Below are 24775 nucleotides of genomic sequence, written 5' to 3'. Positions count from 1 at the left end.
GGCAAAGGATGCTGAAACAGCAGCAATCTATGAGAACAGCAAGAAATCCTTTGTAAATCTTGCATTTGCAAAAGAGATTCTGGTACAGACAGACAAGAACGGAATCAGTGAAGATGCAGTTTCAGTAGTTGTTTCCAATGCGGTTGTATATATGCCGTTGGAAGACCTGATCGACAAAGATAAAGAAATCGAGCGTCTTACAAAAGAAACAGAACGTCTCACAAAAGAGATCGCAAGATGTGAAGGCATGCTGAATAATCCAAACTTCGTAAACAAGGCACCTGCTGCCAAGGTGGATGCGGAGAAAGACAAACTTGTGAAATACAAAGAAATGATGGATAAGGTTAAAGGACAGTTAGAGCAGCTTAAGAAATAAGGGAGTGTTTAGATGAAATTGTACAAGATTTGTAACAAAATCTCCCTTTTACTCCATGTACTTGCCAGCGCAGCGGGATATTTTGTTATGGAGGCAATCTGCCGTCACTCGTTTATAGAAGCCTGGAATTATATGACTGAGAAACCGCTGGTTTTTGCGTATAATACAGCTTTCATTTTCACTTCGTCACTGATTGTTTATCTGTTTCACAGGAGAGTATTCTGGAGAGTACTGGTTACGCTGTTCTGGCTGATACTGGCCATTATCAACGGTGTTCTTCTGCTGAACCGTGTTACACCTTTTACCGGACCGGATCTGCATCTGATCACAGATGCGTTAAAGATTGCCAATAAATACCTGCCTGCTGCAGGTGTTGTGGCAGTCTGCATCCTGTTTGGAATTTTGGTTATTTTACTTCTGATCCTTTTGATCAAGGGGCCGAAATATAAGAATAAGATTAAGTATCGTTATAATATTCCTCTGATCCTGCTGGCAGTTGCTCTTTTTGCAGGAAGCACACAGCTGGCACTGGAGAAGAGGGTACTTTCCAATTACTTTGGAAATATTGCTTTTGCATATGAGGATTATGGTTATCCTTATTGTCTCGCAACTACAATTTTTAACACAGGTATCAGCTGTCCGAGGGATTACTCTGAGAAGGAAATCCAGAGGATTGAGAAGACGGAAAAGAATCTCCCGGAGACACAGGAAGAAAAGCGCCCGAATATTCTGTTTTTACAGTTGGAATCATTTTTTGATCCTACATTGGTAAATTATCTGAATATTTCTGAAGACCCGATTCCGACATTCCGTAAGCTGATGAAAGAATATTCTTCCGGATATTATAAAGTTCCGTCTGTCGGTGCGGGAACTGCAAATACGGAGTTTGAATCTATCACCGGAATGAGCATGCACTATTTTGGACCGGGTGAATATCCGTATAAGAGTATCCTGAAAGAAACTACCTGTGAGAGTGCTCCTTATGTACTGAAGAATCTGGGTTATACCACTCATGCAGTTCATAACAATGAGGCGAATTTCTATGGAAGAAGATCGATTTTCCCGAACCTCGGATTTGACACCTTTACTTCAGAAGAGTATATGGCAAGAGAAGATGAGAAAAATCCAAATGGCTGGGTGAAGGATGAAGTTCTGACAGATGAAATTCTGAAGTGTCTGGATTCTACAGAAGGACCGGACTATGTGTATACGATTTCCGTGCAGGGACATGGAGCATATCCGGATGAGCAGATTCTGGAGGATACGGAGATCACGGTTTCCGGTGCACCTACAGAGGAAGAGAATAACAAGTGGGAATACTATGTAAATGAGATCCATGAGATGGATAATTTCGTCAAAGAGCTGACAGACAAGCTGGCAGATTATCCTGAGGATGTGGTTCTGGTTATGTATGGTGATCATCTGCCGACTATGGGACTGACCGTTGAGGATCTGGATAACAAATATCTGTTCCAGACAGAGTATGTGATGTGGGATAATTTTGGACTTCAGAAGAAGGATGAGAATCTTGCAGCATATCAGATGGCAGCAGAGGTTATGGATCGTGTAGGTATTCATGAGGGAACGATTTTCCGTTATCATCAGGCAAGAAGAAACACCAAGAATTATCAGGTGGATCTGGAAACTTTACAGTATGACCTGCTTTACGGAGAGCGTTATTCTTATGGCGGCGAAAGCCCTTATCTGCGTACCAGAATGCGGATGGGAATCTATGATGTGACTCTGGATTCTATTCAGTGCATCTCAGAGGCGGATCATACATACTACATTAAGGGAACGGAATTTACGCCGTCCAGTGAAGTGAAGCTGAATGGAGAATGGTATGATACGGTTTATATCAATCCGACCACACTGATGATCACAGGTACGGAACTGAATGATTTCGACAGGCTGGCGGTAATTCAGAGAAGTAACAGTTCGACCAGGAAACCGTTGAGCAAGAGTTATGACCGTTCCTGTTATGCACTTTATTCAAGTAATAAATGGAAATTAAGTGAAAGTACGGATACGGAATAAATATCCGTCTCCAGATTTTGTCGGATAAAATATTACGATTGGTACTGGACATCTTCCACCACTATTATATAATGTTAGAGTAACTAGAAAAGTTGCGGGGGTTACCCCGATATCTACGGATTGCTCCGTTGTTAAAACAGTTTTGCAATCCTGGATATCTCAAATACATTATAGATAAGTGGTGGAATTTTTTATGAATTACGAAGAAGCAGTTGCTTATATTGATGAAACTCCGAAATTTACAAAGAAGAACAGTTTGGATCACACAAAGGAATGCTTAAGGAGACTTGGCAATCCTCAGGATAAATTTAAGGTGATCCATGTAGCAGGTACGAATGGAAAAGGCAGCACATGTGCATTCCTGACTTCCATTCTGCGTGAAGCAGGATATTCCTGCGGACTGTTTACTTCTCCTCATCTGGTTGAGATCAATGAGAGATTTCAGATCAATGAGGTAAATATTGACAATGATACATTCCTGAAAGCTTTCGAGAAAGTAAAAGCACTTTCTGATGAACTGGTTGCAGAGGGAAGTTATCATCCGACTTACTTTGAAATGCTGTTCCTGATGGGAATGGTGATCTTTGCAGAGGCAGGTGTGGATTATGTGACTCTGGAAACAGGACTGGGCGGCAGAATGGATGCGACTACAGCAGTAGAGAATCCGGTGGCATGTGTCATTACTTCTATCAGTCTGGATCATATGCAGTATCTGGGTGATACTGTGGCGAAGATCGCAGGAGAGAAAGCGGGAATTATCGTACCTGGCGTGCCGGTGATCTATGATGGAAATGATCCGGATGCGGCAGCCGTGATTAGCGCAAAGGCAAAAGAACTGGGAAGTCCGGCTTATGAAGTAAAGAGAGAAGATACGGAAATTATCAGAAATACTTCTGCAGGCATTGATTTTTCATTCCATAATGATTATTATGGGGATACAGTTTTTTCTATTCCGTTTATTGCAAAATATCAGGTGATGAACAGTGCACTTGCATTAAAGACCATCGAGATTCTGCAGAATGTAATCCCGGTATCTATGGATAAGATCCATGAGGGAATTGAGAGAACACGCTGGCAGGGAAGAATGGAGACTGTACTTCCTGGCGTGATCGTGGATGGTGCGCATAATGAGGATGGAGTAGAGAAGTTTGTGGAGACAGCAGAGCATTTCCGGAAAGAATGTCCGCTGACTCTGCTTTTCTCAGCAGTGGATGACAAAGATTTTACAGATATGATACATACGATCTGCAGCAGGATCACATTCCGCCATGTGGTTGTAACTTCAGTAGGCGGATATCGTGAAGTTCCTGCGGAGAGATTTGCGAAGCTTTTTACAGAAGCAGGTGCAAAATCTGTGGAAGCAGTTGCGGATATTGAACAGGCATTTGCCAGAGCTCTGGAAGCAAAGGGGGATGACGGTATGCTCTTCTGTGTGGGTTCACTGTATCTTGTTGGTGAGATTAAAGATGTGATCAGGAGAAATAAGAAATGATAGATTACGAAGAAGAATTGAAGAAATTTGAGCCATGTCTGGATGTAGCAGATGCGGAAGGAGCGATTTATGAGAGAGAACTGACAGATATCCTGGATGTTCTCCAGGAAGTTCTCCGTGAGGCAAAGAGCGGCAGACGGGTGAAATAAGGAGAAACACATGAATTGTATGAATTGTGGTGCGTTCCTGGTGGACAAGGATCTGGACTACTGCCCGAAATGTGGATGTAATGTGCTGATACAGAAGAAAGTGGATTATCTTTCCAGACAGTATTACAACCAGGGGCTGGAGAAAGCCAGTGTCCGTGACCTGTCAGGCGCGATCAATTGTCTGAAACAGAGTCTTATGTATAATAAGCATAATATTCAGGCAAGAAATCTTCTGGGTCTGGTGTATTTTGAAACCGGTGAGGTTGTGGCGGCGCTCAGTGAATGGGTGATCAGCAAGAATCTGCAGCCGTCCAGAAACCTGGCGTCGGAATATATCAATAAACTTCAGGCAAATTCCAATAAACTTGAGGCAATTAACGAGACGATCAGAAAGTATAATGATGCGCTGAATCTCTGCAGAGAGGGTCATGAAGATATGGCAGCGATCAGACTGAAGAAGATTCTGACTCAGAATTCGAAGCTGATCAAGGGCTACCATTTACTTGCTCTGGTTCAGATGAAAGAGGGAGAGTACAATAAGGCTCGAAGAACTCTTCGAAGAGCAGCAAAGATTGATAAGACCAATACAACAACTTTGCGCTTTTTAAGTGAGATTGATGAGCAGACCGGAGTATCGACTCGTCTGGACCGTCAGAAAAAGAGTCGCTTTGGAAATAAAAATTCCGAGGAAAAGGATATTGGAAGTATCAGCAAAGACATGGTGATCCCGACGGCTCCATATAAGGAGAAGTCAAGGGTTTCATTGTTCTTTACACTGGTTGCCGGATTTGCTGCAGGCTTACTGGCGTTTTATCTGCTGGCTGTTCCTGCGATACAACAGGGAATTTACAGAGAAGCAAATCAACAGATTGTGAAGTACAGTGATGCAGTATCCAGCCAGGGCGCAGAGCTGACAAAAGCACAGAGTCAGGCGCAGGAATCCGGAGATACGGTTGAGGCTGCTTCCAAACAGATCGAAGAAGAGAAGAAGAAAAGCAGCAGCTACGAGGCACTTTTGGAAGCATATGCGGCATTTCAGCAGCAGAATATGGATGAAGCTGCACTTAAGATTCAGAATGTGTATGCGGATTTACTGTCTGCAGACCTTAAAGGAATTTATAATACGATCTGTAACAGCACAGGAACAACGGGAATTGAGGGAACAACAGACAGCACATCGTCAGATGCGTCATCTGATGGAACGGATAGTACAGGTGGCACGGATAACGGAGACAATGCAGATGTTGCAGGTGATGTGTATTCAGATTCCGGAGATGACGGAAGTTATGATGACAGTTCTTATGATACCTCAGGTTATGACGATAGTTCCTATGATAATGGATCTTATGACAATGGGGATTATGATGGTGGTTATAGCGATGATAATTCCTATGATGATTCAGAGTACTAGAGAGTGTTTGAAAAAGCATTCCCGCAGTCTGCACGCCTCACTTTGCGGTATATTTTGTACGAATTCGGTTGTCGTAGCGGGCTACGACGCCCTCATCCGAACAAAATCTCCTACAAATTGTGACGCACATCTTGCAGAAAGCCTTTTTCAAACATGCTCTAGTGGACAGATTAAGACTGGGATGTTTGTTTCATGAAAAGAGAATATTAATAATGAAGATACAAAAGAGATGCATGAAATTCATGTGTCTCTTTTTTCTTACAAAAAATCAGTGAAAAGGAGGAGTTTTATGGAGAACAGATTTGAAATACAGGGAAATTGTCTGATCATTCACCTTCCAAAGGAAGTAGATCATATGGTGACAGACGAAATACGGAGAGATTCTGATGAGATTATCCGAAAGAAATATATTCGGACAATTACGTTTGATTTTTCGGGGACTGCGTTTATGGACAGTTCGGGAATTGGACTGATCATGGGACGATATCGGGCAATGGGAATGCGCGGCGACTGTATACAGGCAACAGGAGTAAGTTCATACATAGAGAAACTGCTACATTTGTCCGGAGTATACAAATTTGTTGAGATATGTGGGAAAGTTTGAGGAAGGGGGAGGGAATATGAAGCAAAACACCAATGAAATGAAGCTGGTCTTTGACAGCCGCCCTGAGAATGAAGGGCTTGCGAGGGTTACAGTTGCAGCTTTTTGTACGCAGATGAATCCTACACTGGAAGAAGTGGCAGATTTAAAAACAGCGGTATCTGAGGCGGTAACAAACTGTATTATCCATGCTTATGAGGGAACCGTACAAAAAATAGAGGTTTGTTGCAGAATGCAGGAAGAAACACTCTGGGTGGATGTAATTGATCAGGGAGTTGGAATCAGTGATATCCCGAAAGCTATGGAACCTCTTTTTACAACCAAGCCGGAGAAAGACCGCTCAGGAATGGGATTTACGTTTATGGAAGCATTTATGGATGAAGTGACCGTAGAGTCACAGGTCGGAAAAGGAACCATAGTTCATATGAAGAAAACAATCAGGAGGTAGGAATGGATCATACTCTTGCTCTGATCATAAAATCGCAACAGGGAGATAAAGAGGCAAGAGATACATTATTTGAGGAAAATGCAGGGCTTGTATATAGTGTGGCAAAGAGATTTCTGGGACGTGGAGTAGAGATGGAGGATCTGGTGCAGATCGGGAGTATTGGACTACTTAAGGCAATAGATCATTTTGACAGATCTTATGATGTGAGATTTTCAACCTATGCAGTTCCTATGATCCTAGGAGAGATAAGGCGTTATCTGAGGGATGACGGAATACTGAAAGTAAGCAGAAGTCTGAAGGAAAACTGTGTCAGGATTTATTCAGCAAGGGAGAAGCTGGAGAAAGAACTGGGACGTGAGCCTGTGCTGGAAGAAATTGCGGCAGCTGCGGAGCTTTCTGTGGAGGAAGCACTGATATCGCTGGAATCCGGAGCTGAAGTAGAGTCATTACATAAGATTATCTATCAGGGCGACGGAAATGATATTTCATTGATGGACAGGCTTCAGGAAAAAGAAAATGGACAGGATCTGGCATTGAACCGGATTTTTCTGGATGAGATTTTACAGAAACTGAAGGTAAAGGAACGACAACTAATTTACATGAGATATTTCAAAGATATGACGCAGACGGAGATAGCAGCAGAACTGGGAATTTCACAGGTCCAAGTTTCCAGAATGGAAAAAAGAATTCTGAAACAACTGAAAGAACAGTTATAGTGAACGACGAGAACATAACAGAGCGGGGGAGATATAAAAAGAGTGTGCAGACAGGATGATCTGCACACTCTGTGATCTATGGATCAGCTTTATAAGGCTTTCTGTGATCTGAAAATAACATTCTTGTATTTCAGAAGCGCGGTCTGAAGAATCAGTCCGACAATTGCACAGGAAACTACTTCACCGATACCTACAGTCAGCATCATAAGTGGGATTGGAAGATTAACTCCGTATCCAAAGCGAAGTACAAACGGCACGATTATGGCATTTGCTGCGATTGGCGGAATTGGTGCAAGGAAGCGATTACTGTTGCGAAGCTTGTAAGTGAATACTGCTCCGATCAGAGTTGCAATGCTTCCGAAAATGATATCTACCGGAATCGCACCTCCAAGAAGATTGGCAATGATACATCCGATAAACAGTCCGGGAATTGCTGCCGGGGTAAAGAATGGCAGAATAGTCAGAGCCTCAGAAAAGCGGATCTGAACTTCGCCAAAACTTAGTGGTGCAAGCAATAAAGTCAGAACTACATAAATTGCTCCGATCGCTGCTGCTTCTGTCAGAAACTGGGTACCTTTGTTTTTCATATTCAATAATCTCCTTTAGTATTTTTTTTACGAGTGGAAGGTCTCGAACACTCGGTTACCAGATTTAAAAGGACCTTATTGGCTGATGCGGTATGTTCATCAGAAAATCCGGCATCTGACAGTGTATCACTTTTGTTTCATGCGGTCAATATCTTCGATGATAGTTGTGTTAACATCGTCTTCGTACAATCGCATCTGTATCTGCATAGGCGTCGGATCTGTAGTGATCTTCATATGGCCGAAATGGTTAAAGAAGAACAGGACACCAAGACCGATGCCAATGGAATAGGTGATCTCCAGAACAGTAAAGTTATTAGAGGGTTGTCCGGTGACCTGAGTATAGATGTCTGAGAACAGGCTGCCCAGATCTACATCGTTGTTAAAAGTCATGATCGAGAATCCTGCGCCGAAAAAGGTTGCTAGTCCGACGAAGATGATCTTGCACCACTGCCAGATAAGTCTGGGGCCGGGTTCGTTTTTGTATGTGATGATAAAATTAGGTTCTCCAATAGGATTGATTTCGAGGTCGGGTTCTCTTTTCTGGATTTCTGTGATCAGATCCATAACGGACATTACATAGCGGCCTGGTTTATCAGGAGAGAGATTTGCAACAGGCATTACCCGAAGACGGTTCAGGACTTTACTGTTGCTGCAGGAGAGGCTGGCAATATCCTGAAGATAGATATGAGGATGTTCTACCTGAATATTCTGATCTAACTGTAAATAAAGAGTGTCACTCATTTTGAATCATCCTTTCATTTTCGGCTTGAAAACCAGACTTGCAAGATAGGAGAAGATAAGCGCTGCGGAAACACCTACTGCGCATGCAGTGAAACCGCCCATGAAGAGTCCGATCAGACCGTTTTCGTCGATGGCTTCTTTTATTCCTTTCCATAATACATTACCAAATCCCAGAAGAGGAACAGATGCACCTGCTCCTGCAAAATCTGCAAATGGCTGATAAATACCGATGGCGCTGAGGACAGAGCCGGCGCAGACCAGAAGAACCATGATCCGGCCGGGCATGAGCTTTGTCCTGTCAAGCAGGATCTGGACCAGGGCACAGATGAGCCCGCCAGTCCAGAATGCGTTAAAATAATCCATGAATACTACCTCCTGGTATCAATTTATAAATTATATTTTAATCAAATCAAGTAAGTCTTCTGCTTCAATTGTGAGAAGCAATAAGCAGTTGTTGGGTTATGAACAGGCAGCAAAGAGGATGATTTTATCCGTTTGATTCGAGTGAAGTAACCAATGGCTGCGGAGTGAAACTATATACATGATTCAGGGAATATTTGGAAGCTGATACTGTTCAATAATAACCGCATGTGCAATGCCGGGGATAGAATCGCCTTCATTAAAGCTGACCTTGGATAACAGTGCACCTGTAGGTACAAACAGAATCCGCTTCCATGTTCCGCTTATAATATTCGGCAGGATATGGCCTGCCAGAACAGTTGCGGCACATCCACATCCGCTTCCGCCGGAATGGGTATCCTGAGTCTGCGGATCATAGATCAGCATTCCGCAGTCCTGATGTCTGGAAGAAATATCGAAGCCTTTTTCTGACAGGAGATCAAAGAGAATCTTCTGTCCTACCATTCCCAGATCCCCAGTGAAGATGGCATCATAATCTTCAGGTTTACGATTGAAATCTTTAAAATTCTGTGCAATGGTATCGCAGGCAGCAGGTGCCATACAGCCACCCATATTAAAAGAATCTTTGAAGCCGAAATCAATAAGTCTGCCTGTGGTAAGGCCGGTTATGACGGCGCAGGTATTGTTGTCTCTGAGAGTGCCGGGATATCTGACAGAGTTTCCGGCAGAAGTTGTATCGGAAGCTGATCCGGATATTTTGGCAGAGTCGCGTGCCGGCGGATTGCATCCGAGTACACAGGCTCCGGCACCAGTGACTGTCCAGGTAGCAGATAAGGGTCTTTGATTCCCGTATCCCAGGGGAAAACGGAATTCCTTTTCTGCGCTGGCAAAGTGACTGGAGGTTGCACATAAGATATGACTGCCATACCCTCCGGCAATACACATGGAACCCAGAGAAAGAGATTCGCCCATAGTAGAGCATGCACCGAACAGTCCGTAAAATGGAATCCCCAGTTCGGCTGTTCCAAAAGATGAGGCAACGGTCTGTGCCAGCAGATCGCCTGCAAACAGAAGACGGATATCTCTGTTTTGAAGACCTGCTTTCTGAACTGCCAGTGTAGCAGCCTGCTTCTGCATCGTACTCTCAGCTGCTTCCCATGTGTCTGCTCCGAACATGGGATCTTCATTTATAATATCAAAGCATGTTCCAAGCGGTCCCTCACTTTCTTTCTGACCGGCAACACAGGCACAGCTCTGGATAAAAACAGGATTTCGAAAAGCGATGCTTGAGGCACCGCATGTCATTTGTCTGTTCATAAAAGGCCTCCTGCAAATTTGAAAATATAGTAGATAACACCGAGAATCCAGGAACACAGGATCCCGTAAAGGATCACAGGTCCTGCAATGGTAAAAATCTTACAGCCGATGCCGAATACCTGTCCCTCTGCTTTGTATTCAATAGCCGATGCTGCGACGGAATTGGCGAATCCGGTAATCGGAACAAGTCCTCCGGCTCCTCCGAATTTCCCGATTTTGGAATAGAGATTACAGCCGGTGAGGATGACACTGATAAGTATCAGGATAAGAGAACACCAGGAACCGGAAGTCTCTTTGTCAAGCCCGAGCTTTCCGGCATAATTTAGGATAAACTGCCCCAGAACACAGATGATCCCGCCTGTGAAAAATGCTTTACACATGTTAAGGCCAAGGCTGTGGACGGGAGTGATCTTTTTTACATAGTCTTCGTATTGCTTTTGTTTCTGCTGAGATGAATGATTGTCTGACATAAGAATGTTCCTTTCTTTTAGGTTGGCAGATATGATTATCCGATTTGCTGTCTGATCATATTAAGAATATTTGCCTGACGATAAATTCAACTGGAAATTATGGAATCCATCCATTATAATAGTAAATCAGCGAGCCGATAGTCTTTCCGAATGCAACGCACAGGATTGTAAAGGAAAGTCCGCGCTGGAAACGGATCCTGCGTGCAAAGATGGGAAAGATGTCTGCCATTTCTGCAAGTGCCATGATCCATCCTCCGAGAAAGATTCCGGAAAAGAGTCCATACAGGATCAGAAACGGAGTACCGAGAGGGATTTTCCAGTGAAAAAGGTAGAACAGATTTCCAAGTTCTGTCCCGAGCAGAGTGATATCTTCATACAGCATCATATGGTCAGCAGTATGAGTAATGCCTGCATATCTGGGAACAATAGAAAGACCGATCAGAAGACCGACCAGTCCTCCTGCAATGATAAAACCGGAACAAAGTCCGAGAAATCCGAGAAAAATCTGCTGTAGCATAGCTGCCTCCTGAGTTGTTCTGACTAAAAGATTGTGATATGTATTATGGCGGAATTATAAAATAATATGCGTCAATTCTAAAGAATCTATGAAGAACTGTACTTTTGAGCACAGAGATAGTATAATGTCCTATACAGATAATGATTCGTAGGAGGTTTTTTGTATGCCGGATGCTTTTTCCAGAATGGAGATGCTTCTTGGAGATGCAGGTGCTGATAAGCTGAGCCGGGCAAGGATCGCTGTTTTTGGACTTGGCGGGACCGGCTCTTTTACTGCAGAGGCTCTGGCCAGATGCGGGGTGGCGAGTCTTACGCTTGTAGATAATGGAACGGTGTCTGTTACGGACATCAACAGACAGCTGTATGCACTGCGGTCCACTGTTGGCAGAAGCAATGTTCAGATTGCCAAGATGAGGATCAGAGATATTGATGAAGGTATTTTGGTACACACATATGAGACGTTTTATAATGCCGAGACTGCAGGGATGTTTGATCTGAAAAATTATGATTATATAATAGATACAATGAATACTGTAGAGTCTAAGGTTCTACTGATCGAGAATGCGAAGGCCTGTGGGGTGCCTGTCATATCCTGCATGGATCTGGAGGATAAGCTGGATCCGTCAAGGCTGGAGATTATGGATATTTCCAGAAGCAAAATGTGTCCAATGGCAAAACGGATAAGAGCGGAGCTGCGCAGAAAAGGGATCCGCAGAGTGAAAGTGCTGTGTTCTAGGGAGAGAACTGCGGATGTACAGACGCATGGAAGTATTTCTTTTGTACCGGGAACAGCGGGGATGTTGCTTGCAGGTATGGTAGTCAGGGAACTGCTGGGAAAATCAGGAAGCATATCCCGGATAAAATACAGGAAGATAAGATGATGTAGACAATACAGGAACTTAAGAGAGCAGAAAGCTGCTGTTTTCAGGATATTTTAGCTGTGAATGATAATAAAAGAATATAAAACAGAACAGGAAATAAGATAGAAAGATAGAGGAATAAAATCTGTGAATCAGAATGTAATAGAGAAATTTAATAATCTGCTGGGAGAAGAGAAGGTTAAAGCAGATGAACCAATGAAGCGCCATACAACATTTCGCATCGGCGGTCCGGCAGATTACTTTTTAATGCCATCTTCTCCGAAAGAGGTGAAAGGGATCATTGAGATATGTAAAGAAGAATCACTGCCGTATTTTATCCTTGGCAATGGAAGCAATCTTCTGGTCAGTGATGAGGGATACAGAGGTGTGATCATACAGCTTTACAGAAATTACGGCGATATTTCTGTTGAGGGAAATGTGATCCGTGCAAATGCGGGTGCTTTGCTTTCCCAGATAGCATCAGCGGCTAAAAATGCATCACTTACAGGTTTTGAGTTTGCAGGCGGTATTCCAGGTACACTTGGCGGTGCGGTCGTGATGAATGCAGGTGCATATGGCGGAGAGATGAAAGATGTGCTGAAAGAAGTTACGGTTATGACTGGTAACGGAGAGATTCTTACTCTTCCGGCAGAGAAGCTTGAGATGGGATACCGCACAAGTGTTGTAAAAACAAACGGTTATCTGGTGCTGGGAGCAGTAATCGAGCTTGAAAAGGGTGACCAGGAAGCAATAAAGACCAGAATGAAAGAACTGACTGAGCAGAGAGTCGGCAAACAGCCTCTGGAATTTCCGAGCGCAGGAAGTACATTTAAGCGTCCGGAGGGGTATTTTGCAGGCAAGTTGATCATGGATGCAGGTCTGAGGGGATATCAGACGGGCGGTGCACAGGTGGCTGAGAAACACTGTGGATTTGTGATCAATAAAGACAATGCAACTGCAGCAGATGTGTGCAGACTTATGAAAGATGTACAGGATAAGGTAAAAGAACAGTTTGGCGTAACTCTTGAACCAGAAGTGAAGTTTCTGGGAAATTTCGGAGATGCATTTGGACTGAATATAAAGTGACAGGAGATAAGAGATGCGTTTTGTAATAGTTACAGGAGTATCAGGGGCAGGAAAAACAGCAGCTTTGAAGATGCTGGAAGATGCAAATTATTTTTGCGTAGATAATCTTCCGATTCCACTGCTGGAGAAATTCGCGTCACTGATGCCGGAGATACATGGAGAGGATGTGCAGAATGTGGCACTGGGGATCGATGCGAGAAGCGGTCGCTCCCTGGATGAACTGGAAATTGTTCTGGACAGAATGAAAACCGCAGGATATGATTTTGAGATTCTGTTTCTGGATGCAGAGGACAGTGTGCTTGTCAAGCGATATAAGGAAACACGAAGAAGTCATCCTCTTGCCATGGGTGGAAGAGTAGATGACGGCATTCGTCTCGAGAGAGAGAAGATGCGCTTCCTGAAGAATCGTGCAGATTATATCATCGATACCAGCCATCTGCTGACAAGAGAACTGAAGCAGGAGATTGAAAGGATCTTTGTAGACAATCAAGAGTTCTGTAATATGATGATCTCTGTATTGTCATTTGGTTTTAAATATGGAATACCGGCAGATGCAGATCTCGTGTTTGATGTGCGTTTCCTGCCGAACCCATATTATGTGGATGAACTCAGACCGCTGACCGGTTTGGATGACCGTGTTTTTAATTATGTAATGGACTGCGATACAGCGGTGGCATTTGCAGATAAGCTGGAAGATATGATCACTTTCCTTATTCCAAATTACGTAAAAGAGGGAAAGACAAATCTGGTGATCGCAATCGGGTGTACAGGCGGCAAACATCGTTCTGTTACACTGGCACGGGAACTGTATTCCAGACTTTCAAAGAATACGAAATATGGATTCAGGCTGGAACACAGAGATGCGGAGAAGGACCGCCTGCTAAAAAAACAGGAAGGATGATACAGGAGAGATGTCTTTTTCGGAGATGGTGAAAGAAGAACTTTCCAGACAGATTGGAAATGCCAGGCACTGCAGGATCGCAGAACTGGCAGCTATCATAGGTTCCTGCGGGAGAATGGGGCATTTTCCACAGGGAGATATACTGAAGATCCAGACGGAAAATGAAGTAGTTGCAAGAAAGTGCTTTACATTATTGCAAAAAACATTTAATATAGAGACAGAAATATCTGTACGTGAGAACAGTCACCTGAAACGGGTAAAGGTATATGTAATTGAAATATCTGAGCCTAAAGAGATCCAGGTAATCCTTCAGGCTTTGAAACTGACCACGGACAGTGTTGACCACGGTACGCTTATAGTGGCAGATATGCTGGTGGCACAGCAGAATTGCTGTAAACGGGCGTTTATCAGGGGCGCTTTCTTAGCGTCGGGTTCAATCAGTGATCCTGAGAAAGGATATCACTTTGAGATTGTTTGTCCTGATGTAAGGAGAGCGGAGCAGTTACAGACGATCATCCGCAGTTTTTCGGTAGATGCTAAGATCGTGCAGCGAAAGAAATCACATGTGGTCTATGTGAAAGAGGGTGCACAGATTGTTGATATGCTTGCTGTTATGGAAGCCAATGTAGCATTGATGGACCTGGAGAACATCCGCATACTGAAAGAAATGAGGAATTCCGTAAACAGAAAAGTTAACTGTGAAACTGCGAATATTAATAAAACAGTAAATGCAGCTGTCAAGCAGATGGAGGATATTAAGCTGATTCAGCAGAAACTGGGATTTGAACAGCTTAATGAAGGACTTGCACAGATTGCAGAACTCCGGATGCAATATCCGGAAGCTACATTAAAAGAATTAGGAATGATGTTGAGCCCGCAGGTGGGCAAATCGGGAGTCAATCACCGTTTGAGAAAACTGAGTGCAATGGCTGACGAACTGCGGGAGAAACAAGGAGGAGAATTATTATGATCAAAAAACCAGTCACCATTAATTTATCCACAGGTCTGGAGACACGTCCTGTAGCACAGCTGGTACAGGTTGCAAGCCAGTTTAACAGTGAGATTTATGTAGAGATTGGAAAGAAGCGCGTAAATGCCAAGAGTATTATGGGCATGATGACTCTTGGACTTGATGCAGGAGAAGAGATTACATTATCTGCAAATGGTGATGACGAAGAAGCTGCAATGACAAGTATTGAGCAGTATTTAAGCAATCAGTAATCAGAATTCAGATTTCTTGGAATATAAGACACATCCGAAAGGGAAGACCGCTTTTCGGGTGTGTTTTCTTGTATTTAGGAGATTATAAGTTGACCATAAGAATAAAACAAGGTATAATGAAGTTACTGTGGATAAAATGCGCAGTGATACAATTTGTTGTGATAAACAGAGAGACTAAAGAAATGAGGAGCGTAACGAATGTCGAAATTTTTGAAATTTATTGTACATTTTATAGTGATATGCACCATTGCCTGTGTCGTTGGACTGGCGGTACCACCTTTCCTTGGAATTACGACAGAAATTATGGACGATTCCAGTAAAGAAACAAACCTTCCCATGGGATCTGTAACTTATGCGATTCCAGTGAAGACTTCCGAGGCAGCAGTAGGCGATTCTATCCTGTATCAGGGTGATTCCAAAGCGTATCGTTACATGATCACAGAGATGGACAAAGATAATAACACTTTTAAAGTAATAGATTCTACTGACAAAGATTCCGAACCGATTACTGTTGAGGTGAAGAATTATATTCCAAAGGTTGTTATTACGATAGGCTATGTGGGTTATCTTCTGATTGCGACAGAGAGTATCGAGGGTCTGATCATCCTTGGACTTGCTGTGCTTTTCCTTGTAATTCTTTACATAGTTGCAGAACTTTTGAAGAAAGAGCCGCAGGAGGATTACGATGATGCAGATACAGAGCCTGGATATGTCAAGAGTAAGAAAGAACTCAAGAGAGAAGAGAAGGCTAGAGAAAAACGTTACAAAGAAGAAGAACGTCAGATAAAGAAAGAAGAGAGAGCCCGTAAGAAGGGTAAAGAGCCGGAGCGCAAGAAGATTAAGACTGGTGGTTTCGTAGATGAGATCTATGAGGATGATCTGGAACCGGAGAAACCAAAGCAGCCAACAGCAGTTCAGGCAGCTACAGCCGCGACTACCGAGGCTCACGAACTTCTGAAGAAAGAAATTGCTGCAGCAACTGCAGATGAACCGGTAAAAGCAGAGGAGCCTGTACAGCAGGCAGAGACAGCATCTTCAACTCCTGTTTCAGGAAAAACAGAAGTGATCGTGCCACAGGTGAAGGAACAGCTGAGAAAGATGATGAGTGCATCTGACAGAAAACCTGTTGAACCGGATAAAACAGAGGAGGTTGAGGAGGCACCGGTAGAGATTAAACGTATGGTAATCCCGACATGGTCAGCTGCGCAGATTGCAGAGAGTGCCAAGAATCAGGGAGATGCTCCTGATATTGTAAGAGATGATGTAACGAAGGTTACACTGTTTGATTATTCTGATATCATAGCAGATGAACAGCCTGTTCATACAGAAGAGCAGACAACAGAAGAATAAGAAAACTTGTGGAACGTGTTTCTTCCTATATAATATAGAAGGAACACGTTCTTTCTATATTTAACCGATAAACTGCAACGCTGCTATTCAGCTATGAGTAAGTAGCAAAGCGGATTGTGAATATCCGCTTAATTTCTTTTTATATATAATAGGAAGAAACACGGAAAAATATAGTAATAAATATTGTATAGAATCAAATACAAAAAAATATGAAAAAAAGTGAAAAAAACACTTGCATTTTTCTGAGAGGTCGTGTATACTCTCAATTGTTGTGACATTGATAGCAATGAAGCGCGAGGTTGCTGCCGCAGAGATGGCAGGTTTTCCGTGGAGCGAATGTCAAGTTTGAAAACTGACGACAAGTCACTGTACAAGTTCAGAAGACCATCCAGGGATGGCGTGTGTGGTAAAAAATCGAAAGACACACACGGAGATGTGTACAGTCGCCGCTTGTCGTACTGCTTGAAAAGTACGAATAGGAGGAGACTTTTTTTATGGCAAATCAGGTAATGAGAATCACATTAAAGGCTTATGATCATCAGTTAGTAGATGCATCTGCAGCAAAAATCATCGAAACTGTTAAAAAGAACGGAGCAATGGTAAGTGGCCCAGTTCCGCTTCCAACTAAGAAAGAAGTTGTTACAATCTTAAGAGCCGTTCATAAAGACAAAGATTCCAGAGAACAGTTCGAACAGAGAACTCATAAGAGACTGATCGATATCCTGACACCAACACAGAAGACAGTAGATGCTCTGTCAAGACTGGAAATGCCAGCAGGTGTTAACATCGATATCAAAATGAAGACTAAATAAGGCATTGAACACTTAATGAGCATGTAATGCGAATTTAGTGAGAAAGCCCACCTCGACACTTAATGAATGACGAGCAAAGCGAGGAAATGAATTTAGTGACGATGGTGTCTCAACTATGATAATGCTATAAGCATTAAGCTATTTACTATATGATTGCCGGTAATCGGTAATCCGCTATAAGGAGGAAGAAAGAATGAAGAAAGCTATTTTAGCTACTAAAGTCGGAATGACTCAGATCTTCAATGAAGACGGCCAGTTGATTCCGGTAACAGTTTTACAGGCTGGTCCTTGTGTCGTAACCCAGGTTAAGACAGAAGAGAACGATGGATACGAAGCAGTTCAGGTCGGATTCGGAGACATCAGAGAAAGCCTTGTTAACAAACCGGAAAAAGGACACTTTGACAAAGCTGGCGTTGCAGTAAAGAGATTCGTTAAAGAGTTCAGATTTGATAACGCTGCTGAATATACAGTAGGACAGGAAATTAAAGCTGATATCTTTGCAGACGGCGATCACATTGATGCAACAGCTGTTTCCAAAGGTAAAGGTTTCCAGGGTGCGATCAAGAGACATGGTCAGTCAAGAGGACCTATGGCTCACGGTTCCAAATATCACCGTCATGCAGGTTCCAATGGTGCTTGTTCTGATCCGAGCAAGGTATTCAAAGGAAAACACATGCCAGGTCATATGGGAAATGTTCAGGTTACTGTACAGAACCTTGAGATCGTACGCGTAGATAAAGAAAATAACTTACTGTTAGTTAAAGGTGCTGTTCCAGGACCTAAGAAATCTTTGGTTACTATCAAAGAGACAGTAAAGTCCTTATAATAAGAAAGGAGGAGCACACAAATGGCAAACGTAACTGTTTATAATATGGAAGGCAACGAAGTTGGAACAATGGAACTGAATGATGCAGTATTCGGCGTAGAAGTCAATGAGCATCTTGTTCACCTTGCTGTTGTTCGTCAGCTTGCAAATAATCGCCAGGGTACTCAGAAAGCTAAAACACGTTCTGAAGTAAGCGGTGGCGGAAGAAAACCGTGGAGACAGAAAGGAACAGGTCATGCTAGACAGGGTTCCATCCGTGCACCACAGTGGACTGGCGGCGGTGTTGTATTCGCTCCGGTACCAAGAGATTATGAAGTAAAAATGAACAAGAAAGAAAGAAGAGCTGCTTTAAAATCTGCTCTGACTTCCAAAGTTCAGGACAATAAATTAGTAGTAGTTGATGCTCTTACACTTGCAGATGTTAAGACAAAAGAAATGCAGAAAGTTCTTACAAACCTGAAAGCTGAGAAAGCACTTGTGATCACAGCTACAGATGACAAGAACGTAATCCTTTCCGCTAGAAACATCACAGATGTACAGACAGCAACACCAAGTACTATTAACGTATACGATGTTATGAACCATGGCACCGTAGTTGTAACCAAAGATGCTGTAGCATCCATCGAGGAGGTATATGCATAATGGCTAACATTCAGTACTATGACGTAATCAAGAAACCAGTGATTACAGAAAAATCCATGAACGCTATGGCTGAAAAGAAATACACTTTCTTAGTTCATCCAGAAGCAAATAAATCTCAGATCAAAGAAGCTGTAGAGAAAATGTTCGAAGGAACAAAAGTAAAGAGCGTTAACACCATGAATATGGATGGAAAGAAAAAACGCCGTGGTATGACAGTTGGAACAACTGCTAAAACCAAAAAAGCTATCGTAGCTCTGACAGAAGACAGCAAAGATATCGAAATCTTCGAAGGACTTTAATTGATAGTTAGGCGGTAACGCAAGCGGTTACGAGTGCCACTTCGGAAGCGTTGCTTCCTCAGTCGCGTTACACGCTTATGAGTCTTCACAAGAATCTGACCTTACATGCAAGCATGACGGTTCGCTTCTTATGAATCCTCGGCACTCTGAATATCGCGAATATGTGCACGAAAGCACGAGAACAAATTCGAAAGGAGAACAAAAATGGGAATCAAAAGTTATAACCCATATACACCGTCTAGAAGACATATGACTGGTTCCGATTTCTCAGAGATCACAAAATCTACACCAGAGAAATCTCTTACCGTGTCTTTAAAGAAAAACGCTGGACGTAACAACCAGGGTAAGATCACAGTTAGACACCGCGGAGGCGGAAGCAGAAGAAAATATAGAATCATCGACTTCAAGAGAAGAAAAGATGGAGTTGCTGCAACAGTACTTTCCATCGAGTATGATCCAAACAGAACAGCAAACATCGCTCTTATCTGCTATGCAGATGGCGAGAAAGCATATATCCTTGCACCGGAAGGCTTAAAAGTAGGTCAGAAAGTTATGAACGGAGCAGAAGCAGAAGTTCGTGTTGGTAACTGCTTACCATTAGAGCTTATCCCGGTTGGTACAATGGTACACAACATTGAGCTTCATCCTGGAAAGGGCGGACAGATGGTTCGTTCTGCTGGAAACGGCGCTCAGTTAATGGCTAAAGAAGGCAAATACGCAACACTGCGTCTGCCATCTGGTGAAATGAGAATGGTTCCGATCGTATGCCGCGCATCTGTTGGCGTTGTCGGAAACGGAGATCACAACCTGATTAACATCGGTAAAGCCGGACGTAAACGTAACATGGGTATCAGACCTACTGTTCGTGGTTCCGTAATGAACCCGAATGACCATCCACACGGTGGTGGTGAAGGAAAGACCGGTATCGGTCGTCCAGGTCCATGCACACCATGGGGAAAACCTGCTCTTGGTCTGAAGACAAGAAAGAAAAACAAACCGTCCAACAAACTCATCGTAAGAAGACGCGATGGAAAAGCTTTAACGAAATAATAAGGAGGATTAAGCATGTCTCGTTCACTGAAAAAAGGACCTTTTGCAGATGCCAGCTTACTTAAAAAAGTAGACGCATTAAACGCTGCAAATGACAAATCCGTTATCAAAACCTGGTCACGCCGTTCTACAATCTTCCCGTCCTTCGTAGGACACACAATTGCTGTCCATGACGGAAGAAAACACGTGCCGGTATACGTAACAGAAGATATGGTTGGCCACAAACTCGGTGAGTTCGTTGCAACCAGAACTTACAGAGGACACGGAAAAGACGAAAAGAAATCCGGAGTTCGCTAGTATTTGACTTTATATTCTGTCTGCTGCCCATGAGACAGCGGACAGGTTAACCTGATATTGAGAGAAAGAGGAAAGGAGGCACTTTAAAATGGCAAAGGGACATAGAAGCCAGATAAAAAGAGCCAGAAATGAGAGTAATAGAGAGACAAGACCGTCTGCAAAATTATCTTATGCAAGAATTTCTGTTCAGAAAGCCTGCTACGTGTTAGATGTAATCCGCGGTAAAGATGTGCAGACAGCACTTGGTATCTTAACATACAACCCAAGATACGCTTCCAGCGTTATCAAGAAACTTCTTGAGTCAGCAATTGCAAATGCTGAAAACAATAACGGAATGAATGCAGACAACCTCTACGTTGCAGCCTGCTATGCAGATAAAGGACCTACAATGAAGAGAATTCAGCCGAGAGCACAGGGTAGAGCTTACAGAATCGAAAAGAGAACAAGCCATATCACTATCGTGCTGGATGAGAAATAAGGAGGAAAAGCATGGGACAGAAAGTTAACCCACATGGCCTTAGAGTCGGTGTTATCAAGGATTGGGATTCAAGATGGTATGCTGATGCAGACTTCGCTGATTACCTGGTAGAAGACTACAACATCAGAACATTCCTTAAAAAGAAATTATACAGCGCAGGTGTTTCCAAAATCGAGATTGAAAGAGCATCTGACAGAGTTAAGATCATCATCTACACAGCTAAACCTGGTATCGTAATCGGTAAAGGCGGCGCTGAGATCGAAAAAGTTAAAGCTGAATTAAAGAAATTCACAGACAAAAAACTTATCGTAGATATCAAAGAAGTAAAGAGACCAGACAGAGACGCTCAGTTAGTAGCAGAGAATATCGCATTACAGCTTGAGAACCGTATCTCTTTCAGACGTGCAATGAAATCTACAATGCAGAGAACAATGAAGGCCGGAGCAAAAGGTATCAAAACATCCGTATCCGGACGTCTTGGCGGTGCTGATATGGCTCGTACAGAGTTCTACAGCGAAGGAACTATCCCGCTTCAGACACTTCGTGCAGATATTGACTATGGATTCGCAGAAGCAGACACAACATACGGCAAAGTTGGCGTAAAAGCTTGGGTCTACAATGGCGAAGTACTTCCAACAAAAGGAACTAAGGAAGGGAGCGATAAATAATGTTAATGCCAAAAAGAGTAAAACGTCGTAAACAATTCCGTGGCTCCATGAGAGGAAAAGCCCTCAGAGGTAATAAGATCAATTATGGTGAATTCGGACTTGTTGCAACCGAACCGTGTTGGATCCGTTCCAACCAGATCGAAGCAGCCCGTGTTGCTATGACTCGTTATATCAAACGTGGTGGTCAGGTTTGGATTAAGATTTTCCCAGATAAACCAGTAACAGCGAAACCAGCAGAAACACGAATGGGTTCCGGAAAAGGTGCCCTTGAATACTGGGTAGCAGTTGTTAAGCCAGGACGTGTAATGTTCGAAATCGCAGGCGTTTCAGAAGAAATCGCTCGTGAAGCATTACGTCTTGCAATGCACAAGTTACCATGTAAATGCAAAATCGTTTCTCGTGCAGACTTAGAAGGCGGTGATAACAGTGAAAATTAATAAATTCGTGGAAGATTTAAAGGCAAAATCAGCTGCAGAATTAAATGAAGAATTAGTAGCTGCTAAAAAAGAACTTTTCAATCTGAGATTTCAGAATGCAACTAATCAATTAGAGAACACAAGCCGCATTAAAGAGGTTCGCAAGAACATTGCAAGAATCCAGACAGTAATTACTGAGCAGGCTAACGCTTCCAAATAATAGGAGGAAACTATCGTGGAAAGAAATCTGAGAAAAACCCGCGTGGGTAAGGTTGTCAGCAATAAGATGGACAAGACCATTGTAGTTGCTATTGAAGACCATGTAAAACATCCTCTTTACAAAAAAATCGTGAAGAGAACATATAAATTAAAAGCTCATGATGAAAATAATGAGTGCAATATCGGTGATACCGTAAAAGTTATGGAAACCAGACCGTTATCCAAAGATAAAAGATGGAGACTGGTTGAAATCGTAGAGAAAGTTAAATAAGGAGGAGACCAGTATGATTCAGCAGGAAACTAGACTGAAAGTTGCCGACAACACTGGTGCAAAAGAAATCCTTTGTATTCGTGTTATGGGCGGCTCTACAAGAAGATATGCAAGCATTGGCGATACAATCGTTGCTACTGTTAAAGATGCAACACCAGGCGGCGTTGTTAAAAAAGGTGACGTTGTAAAAGCTGTTGTAGTTAGAACTAAAAAAGGCGCTCGTCGTAAAGACGGATCTTATATCCGCTTCGATGAAAATGCTGCCGTAATCATTAAAGACGACTTAACTCCGAGAGGAACACGTATCTTTGGACCAGTTGCCAGAGAACTTCGTGAAAAGAAATTCATGAAGATCGTTTCCTTAGCTCCGGAAGTATTATAGGAGGGTGCCTAATGTCAGCTATGAAAATTAAAAAAGGTGATACTGTAAAAGTTATCGCTGGTAAAGATAATGGCAAAGAGGGTAAAGTCCTTGCAGTAAACGCAAAAGACAATACCGTTATTGTTGAGAATATCAACAAGGTTACAAAACACAGCAAACCATCTGCAGCAAATCAGCAGGGCGGAATCATCACAAAAGAAGCTCCACTGCACATCTCCAATGTAATGCTGGTTGTTGATGGACAGGCTACAAGAGTAGGCTTCCAGATGGACGGAGACAAAAAAGTCCGCGTTGCTAAAAAAACCGGTAAGGTTATCGATTAATTAAGAGAGGAGGCATGACAAGTGAGTAGATTAAAAGAAATGTACAAAAATGAGATCATGGATGCCATGACCAAAAAATTTGGATACAAAAATGTTATGGAAGTGCCAAAACTCGACAAGATCGTAATCAATATGGGTGTTGGTGAAGCCAAAGAAAACGCTAAGCTTCTTGATGCTGCAATCGCAGATATGGAACTTATCACAGGACAGAAAGCAATCGCTACTAAAGCTAAAAAATCTGTCGCTAACTTCAAAATCAGAGAGGGTATGCCGATCGGTTGTAAAGTTACATTAAGAGGAGAAAAAATGTACGAGTTCGCTGATCGTCTGATCAACCTTGCACTTCCTCGTGTACGTGACTTCCGTGGTGTTAACCCGAACGCATTCGATGGCCGTGGAAACTACGCTCTGGGTATCAAAGAGCAGCTGATCTTCCCGGAAGTTGAATATGATAAAGTTGACAAAGTAAGAGGTATGGACATCATCTTCGTTACTACAGCTAAGACTGATGAAGAAGCACGTGAATTACTGACATTATTCAATATGCCGTTTGCAAAGTAATAGGAGGAACGATTCATGGCTAAAACAGCAATGAAAATCAAACAGCAGCGCAAACAGAAATTCTCCACAAGAGAATATACACGCTGCAACATTTGTGGACGTCCACATTCTGTTTTAAGAAAATACGGAATCTGCAGAATCTGCTTCCGTGAATTAGCTTACAAGGGACAGATCCCGGGCGTTAAGAAGGCTTCCTGGTAGGAACCGGATTTAATAAATATAAATAAACGATCGGCTGATTTATCAGTCCGATCATGTGTCCAAACGAGATTTATGATAAAACAGGTAACAATGTAAACTATTTAATATAAATGCACATGTAAAGTCTGAATTATAGGAGGAAACTAACATGACAATGAGCGATCCAATCGCAGATATGCTTACAAGAATCCGTAACGCAAACACTGCAAAACATGACACAGTAGATGTTCCGGCATCCAAAATGAAAATTGCAATTGCTAACATCCTTGTTGATGAAGGATATATTGCAAAATATGATTTAGTTGAAGACGGAGTTGTTAAAACTCTTCATATCACACTGAAATATGGTGAAGACAAAAACGAAAAAATCATCACTGGTTTAAAGAGAATCTCCAAACCTGGTCTTCGTATCTACGCAGGTAAGGATGAGCTTCCAAAAGTTCTTGGTGGACTTGGAATCGCAATTCTTTCTACAAACAAAGGTGTTATTACAGATAAAGAAGCCCGTAAACTTCAGGTTGGCGGCGAAGTATTAGCATTCGTTTGGTAATTTGAACCAAGATTTTTTATAGAGAATTAACTATAAATGAGCAAATTTGAAAAATTGCACAAAACTACACTGCGAATTTCATAAATGAATCAAAATCATTGCTTTCCTTTGCGCATTGAAAAAGATAACGATACTTTTCCA

At 42.6% G+C, this 24775-nt stretch carries 36 protein-coding genes and 1 pseudogene; 31 read left to right on the top strand and 6 right to left on the bottom strand.

Going from position 1 to position 24775, the window contains the following annotated elements; genetic code table 11:
* From ACTNES_RS11385 to ACTNES_RS11345, 9 genes and pseudogenes are all read left to right on the top strand, one after another.
* Nucleotides 1-376, top strand: a pseudogene (locus ACTNES_RS11385) (valine--tRNA ligase); the annotation flags it as partial.
* A 12-nt stretch (nucleotides 377-388) separates the two neighbouring features.
* Nucleotides 389-2413, top strand: coding sequence for an LTA synthase family protein (locus ACTNES_RS11380; RefSeq protein ID WP_291815487.1), 2025 nt, complete (start codon nucleotides 389-391; stop codon nucleotides 2411-2413).
* 193 nt (nucleotides 2414-2606) lie between these two features.
* Entirely contained in the window at nucleotides 2607-3905 is a 1299-nt protein-coding gene (locus ACTNES_RS11375) for a bifunctional folylpolyglutamate synthase/dihydrofolate synthase (protein ID WP_291809859.1), read from the top strand.
* Nucleotides 3902-4054 (top strand): hypothetical protein, encoded by a 153-nt coding sequence (locus ACTNES_RS11370; RefSeq protein ID WP_216459563.1) that lies wholly within the window; start codon nucleotides 3902-3904, stop codon nucleotides 4052-4054. Before ACTNES_RS11375 ends, ACTNES_RS11370 begins: the two co-directional genes overlap by 4 nt.
* 10 nt (nucleotides 4055-4064) lie before the next feature.
* A complete protein-coding gene (locus tag ACTNES_RS11365) occupies nucleotides 4065-5465 on the top strand; it encodes a tetratricopeptide repeat protein (RefSeq protein ID WP_291815492.1) in 1401 nt (466 codons plus the stop codon).
* Nucleotides 5356-5661 (top strand): DUF6783 domain-containing protein, encoded by a 306-nt coding sequence (locus ACTNES_RS11360; protein ID WP_320812967.1) that lies wholly within the window; start codon nucleotides 5356-5358, stop codon nucleotides 5659-5661. Before ACTNES_RS11365 ends, ACTNES_RS11360 begins: the two co-directional genes overlap by 110 nt.
* A 93-nt stretch (nucleotides 5662-5754) precedes the next feature.
* Nucleotides 5755-6069: an anti-sigma factor antagonist gene (locus tag ACTNES_RS11355; protein ID WP_216459561.1), complete on the top strand. Its 315-nt coding sequence runs from the start codon at nucleotides 5755-5757 to the stop codon at nucleotides 6067-6069.
* A gap of 16 nt (nucleotides 6070-6085) precedes the next feature.
* Nucleotides 6086-6514 carry an anti-sigma F factor gene (gene spoIIAB / locus ACTNES_RS11350; protein ID WP_216459560.1) on the top strand — a complete coding sequence of 143 codons (429 nt, stop codon included), beginning with the start codon at nucleotides 6086-6088 and terminating at the stop codon, nucleotides 6512-6514.
* Nucleotides 6515-6516: 2 nt separating this feature from the next.
* Nucleotides 6517-7230 (top strand): SigF/SigG family RNA polymerase sporulation sigma factor, encoded by a 714-nt coding sequence (locus ACTNES_RS11345; protein ID WP_320812966.1) that lies wholly within the window; start codon nucleotides 6517-6519, stop codon nucleotides 7228-7230.
* A gap of 89 nt (nucleotides 7231-7319) precedes the next feature.
* On the opposite strand, the gene ACTNES_RS11340 is transcribed toward ACTNES_RS11345, so the two are convergent.
* From ACTNES_RS11340 to ACTNES_RS11315, 6 genes are all read right to left on the bottom strand, one after another.
* Complete coding sequence (locus ACTNES_RS11340; RefSeq protein ID WP_216459558.1) at nucleotides 7320-7817, bottom strand: QueT transporter family protein; 498 nt, start codon at nucleotides 7815-7817, stop codon at nucleotides 7320-7322.
* Between the two features lie 126 nt (nucleotides 7818-7943).
* Nucleotides 7944-8558 (bottom strand): stage V sporulation protein AA, encoded by a 615-nt coding sequence (locus ACTNES_RS11335; protein ID WP_291815496.1) that lies wholly within the window; start codon nucleotides 8556-8558, stop codon nucleotides 7944-7946.
* Between the two features lie 6 nt (nucleotides 8559-8564).
* On the bottom strand, nucleotides 8565-8921 hold the full coding sequence (locus ACTNES_RS11330) for a SpoVA/SpoVAEb family sporulation membrane protein (protein WP_216459556.1): 357 nt from the start codon (nucleotides 8919-8921) through the stop codon (nucleotides 8565-8567).
* Between the two features lie 183 nt (nucleotides 8922-9104).
* A complete protein-coding gene (locus tag ACTNES_RS11325) occupies nucleotides 9105-10235 on the bottom strand; it encodes a stage V sporulation protein AD (RefSeq protein WP_291809843.1) in 1131 nt (376 codons plus the stop codon).
* Nucleotides 10232-10705 (bottom strand): SpoVA/SpoVAEb family sporulation membrane protein, encoded by a 474-nt coding sequence (locus ACTNES_RS11320; protein WP_216459554.1) that lies wholly within the window; start codon nucleotides 10703-10705, stop codon nucleotides 10232-10234. The genes ACTNES_RS11325 and ACTNES_RS11320 overlap by 4 nt, the downstream gene beginning before the upstream one ends.
* Nucleotides 10706-10802: 97 nt before the next feature.
* Nucleotides 10803-11222, bottom strand: coding sequence for a stage V sporulation protein AB (locus tag ACTNES_RS11315; protein ID WP_216459553.1), 420 nt, complete (start codon nucleotides 11220-11222; stop codon nucleotides 10803-10805).
* Between the two features lie 163 nt (nucleotides 11223-11385).
* Between ACTNES_RS11315 and ACTNES_RS11310 the strand changes: the two genes are divergently transcribed.
* The 22 genes from ACTNES_RS11310 (at nucleotide 11386) to rpsH (ending at nucleotide 24634) form a co-directional block, all read left to right on the top strand.
* The gene (locus ACTNES_RS11310; protein ID WP_291809837.1) at nucleotides 11386-12102 is read left to right on the top strand and encodes a tRNA threonylcarbamoyladenosine dehydratase; all 717 of its coding nucleotides are present in this window, start codon (nucleotides 11386-11388) and stop codon (nucleotides 12100-12102) included.
* A 126-nt stretch (nucleotides 12103-12228) separates the two neighbouring features.
* Nucleotides 12229-13167 (top strand): UDP-N-acetylmuramate dehydrogenase, encoded by a 939-nt coding sequence (murB, locus tag ACTNES_RS11305; protein ID WP_216459551.1) that lies wholly within the window; start codon nucleotides 12229-12231, stop codon nucleotides 13165-13167.
* 13 nt (nucleotides 13168-13180) lie between these two features.
* Complete coding sequence (rapZ, locus tag ACTNES_RS11300; protein WP_216459550.1) at nucleotides 13181-14068, top strand: RNase adapter RapZ; 888 nt, start codon at nucleotides 13181-13183, stop codon at nucleotides 14066-14068.
* Nucleotides 14069-14078: 10 nt separating this feature from the next.
* Nucleotides 14079-15038 (top strand): DNA-binding protein WhiA, encoded by a 960-nt coding sequence (gene whiA / locus ACTNES_RS11295; protein ID WP_291809832.1) that lies wholly within the window; start codon nucleotides 14079-14081, stop codon nucleotides 15036-15038.
* A complete protein-coding gene (locus ACTNES_RS11290; RefSeq protein WP_291809829.1) occupies nucleotides 15035-15289 on the top strand; it encodes an HPr family phosphocarrier protein in 255 nt (84 codons plus the stop codon). Before whiA ends, ACTNES_RS11290 begins: the two co-directional genes overlap by 4 nt.
* Nucleotides 15290-15487: 198 nt before the next feature.
* Nucleotides 15488-16639 carry a hypothetical protein gene (locus tag ACTNES_RS11285; protein WP_291809827.1) on the top strand — a complete coding sequence of 384 codons (1152 nt, stop codon included), beginning with the start codon at nucleotides 15488-15490 and terminating at the stop codon, nucleotides 16637-16639.
* Nucleotides 16640-17133: 494 nt separating this feature from the next.
* Entirely contained in the window at nucleotides 17134-17451 is a 318-nt protein-coding gene (gene rpsJ / locus ACTNES_RS11280) for a 30S ribosomal protein S10 (RefSeq protein ID WP_291809824.1), read from the top strand.
* 193 nt (nucleotides 17452-17644) lie between these two features.
* Nucleotides 17645-18277 carry a 50S ribosomal protein L3 gene (gene rplC / locus ACTNES_RS11275; RefSeq protein ID WP_118509286.1) on the top strand — a complete coding sequence of 211 codons (633 nt, stop codon included), beginning with the start codon at nucleotides 17645-17647 and terminating at the stop codon, nucleotides 18275-18277.
* Nucleotides 18278-18298: 21 nt separating this feature from the next.
* A complete protein-coding gene (gene rplD, locus ACTNES_RS11270; protein ID WP_291809821.1) occupies nucleotides 18299-18919 on the top strand; it encodes a 50S ribosomal protein L4 in 621 nt (206 codons plus the stop codon).
* Nucleotides 18919-19218 carry a 50S ribosomal protein L23 gene (gene rplW, locus ACTNES_RS11265; protein ID WP_118509288.1) on the top strand — a complete coding sequence of 100 codons (300 nt, stop codon included), beginning with the start codon at nucleotides 18919-18921 and terminating at the stop codon, nucleotides 19216-19218. Before rplD ends, rplW begins: the two co-directional genes overlap by 1 nt.
* A gap of 204 nt (nucleotides 19219-19422) precedes the next feature.
* On the top strand, nucleotides 19423-20268 hold the full coding sequence (gene rplB, locus ACTNES_RS11260; RefSeq protein WP_291809817.1) for a 50S ribosomal protein L2: 846 nt from the start codon (nucleotides 19423-19425) through the stop codon (nucleotides 20266-20268).
* A gap of 15 nt (nucleotides 20269-20283) precedes the next feature.
* The gene (gene rpsS / locus ACTNES_RS11255) at nucleotides 20284-20565 is read left to right on the top strand and encodes a 30S ribosomal protein S19 (RefSeq protein ID WP_008707255.1); all 282 of its coding nucleotides are present in this window, start codon (nucleotides 20284-20286) and stop codon (nucleotides 20563-20565) included.
* A gap of 88 nt (nucleotides 20566-20653) precedes the next feature.
* Complete coding sequence (gene rplV / locus ACTNES_RS11250; RefSeq protein ID WP_118509290.1) at nucleotides 20654-21043, top strand: 50S ribosomal protein L22; 390 nt, start codon at nucleotides 20654-20656, stop codon at nucleotides 21041-21043.
* Nucleotides 21044-21054: 11 nt separating this feature from the next.
* Nucleotides 21055-21711, top strand: coding sequence for a 30S ribosomal protein S3 (gene rpsC, locus ACTNES_RS11245; RefSeq protein WP_117675254.1), 657 nt, complete (start codon nucleotides 21055-21057; stop codon nucleotides 21709-21711).
* Nucleotides 21711-22148, top strand: coding sequence for a 50S ribosomal protein L16 (gene rplP / locus ACTNES_RS11240; RefSeq protein WP_008707261.1), 438 nt, complete (start codon nucleotides 21711-21713; stop codon nucleotides 22146-22148). Before rpsC ends, rplP begins: the two co-directional genes overlap by 1 nt.
* Entirely contained in the window at nucleotides 22138-22347 is a 210-nt protein-coding gene (gene rpmC, locus ACTNES_RS11235; RefSeq protein WP_020994114.1) for a 50S ribosomal protein L29, read from the top strand. Before rplP ends, rpmC begins: the two co-directional genes overlap by 11 nt.
* A gap of 15 nt (nucleotides 22348-22362) precedes the next feature.
* A complete protein-coding gene (rpsQ, locus tag ACTNES_RS11230; protein WP_008707264.1) occupies nucleotides 22363-22617 on the top strand; it encodes a 30S ribosomal protein S17 in 255 nt (84 codons plus the stop codon).
* Nucleotides 22618-22630: 13 nt separating this feature from the next.
* Entirely contained in the window at nucleotides 22631-22999 is a 369-nt protein-coding gene (gene rplN, locus ACTNES_RS11225) for a 50S ribosomal protein L14 (RefSeq protein WP_008707265.1), read from the top strand.
* An 11-nt stretch (nucleotides 23000-23010) separates the two neighbouring features.
* Nucleotides 23011-23322, top strand: a complete 312-nt coding sequence (gene rplX / locus ACTNES_RS11220) for a 50S ribosomal protein L24 (RefSeq protein WP_118331053.1) — start codon at nucleotides 23011-23013, stop codon at nucleotides 23320-23322.
* 21 nt (nucleotides 23323-23343) lie between these two features.
* A complete protein-coding gene (rplE, locus tag ACTNES_RS11215; RefSeq protein ID WP_008707267.1) occupies nucleotides 23344-23883 on the top strand; it encodes a 50S ribosomal protein L5 in 540 nt (179 codons plus the stop codon).
* 15 nt (nucleotides 23884-23898) lie between these two features.
* The gene (locus tag ACTNES_RS11210) at nucleotides 23899-24084 is read left to right on the top strand and encodes a type Z 30S ribosomal protein S14 (protein WP_008707268.1); all 186 of its coding nucleotides are present in this window, start codon (nucleotides 23899-23901) and stop codon (nucleotides 24082-24084) included.
* Between the two features lie 148 nt (nucleotides 24085-24232).
* Nucleotides 24233-24634 carry a 30S ribosomal protein S8 gene (gene rpsH / locus ACTNES_RS11205; RefSeq protein WP_118509291.1) on the top strand — a complete coding sequence of 134 codons (402 nt, stop codon included), beginning with the start codon at nucleotides 24233-24235 and terminating at the stop codon, nucleotides 24632-24634.
* Nucleotides 24635-24775: the final 141 nt, after the last annotated feature.

Origin of the sequence: Blautia sp. HCP3S3_D9, assembly GCF_052063845.1 — a bacterium.
Taxonomy (GTDB): Bacteria; Bacillota; Clostridia; order Lachnospirales; family Lachnospiraceae; genus Blautia_A.
The sequence above is the reverse complement of the archived record's forward strand: the minus strand, read 5'-3'. Positions and strand labels throughout refer to the sequence as shown.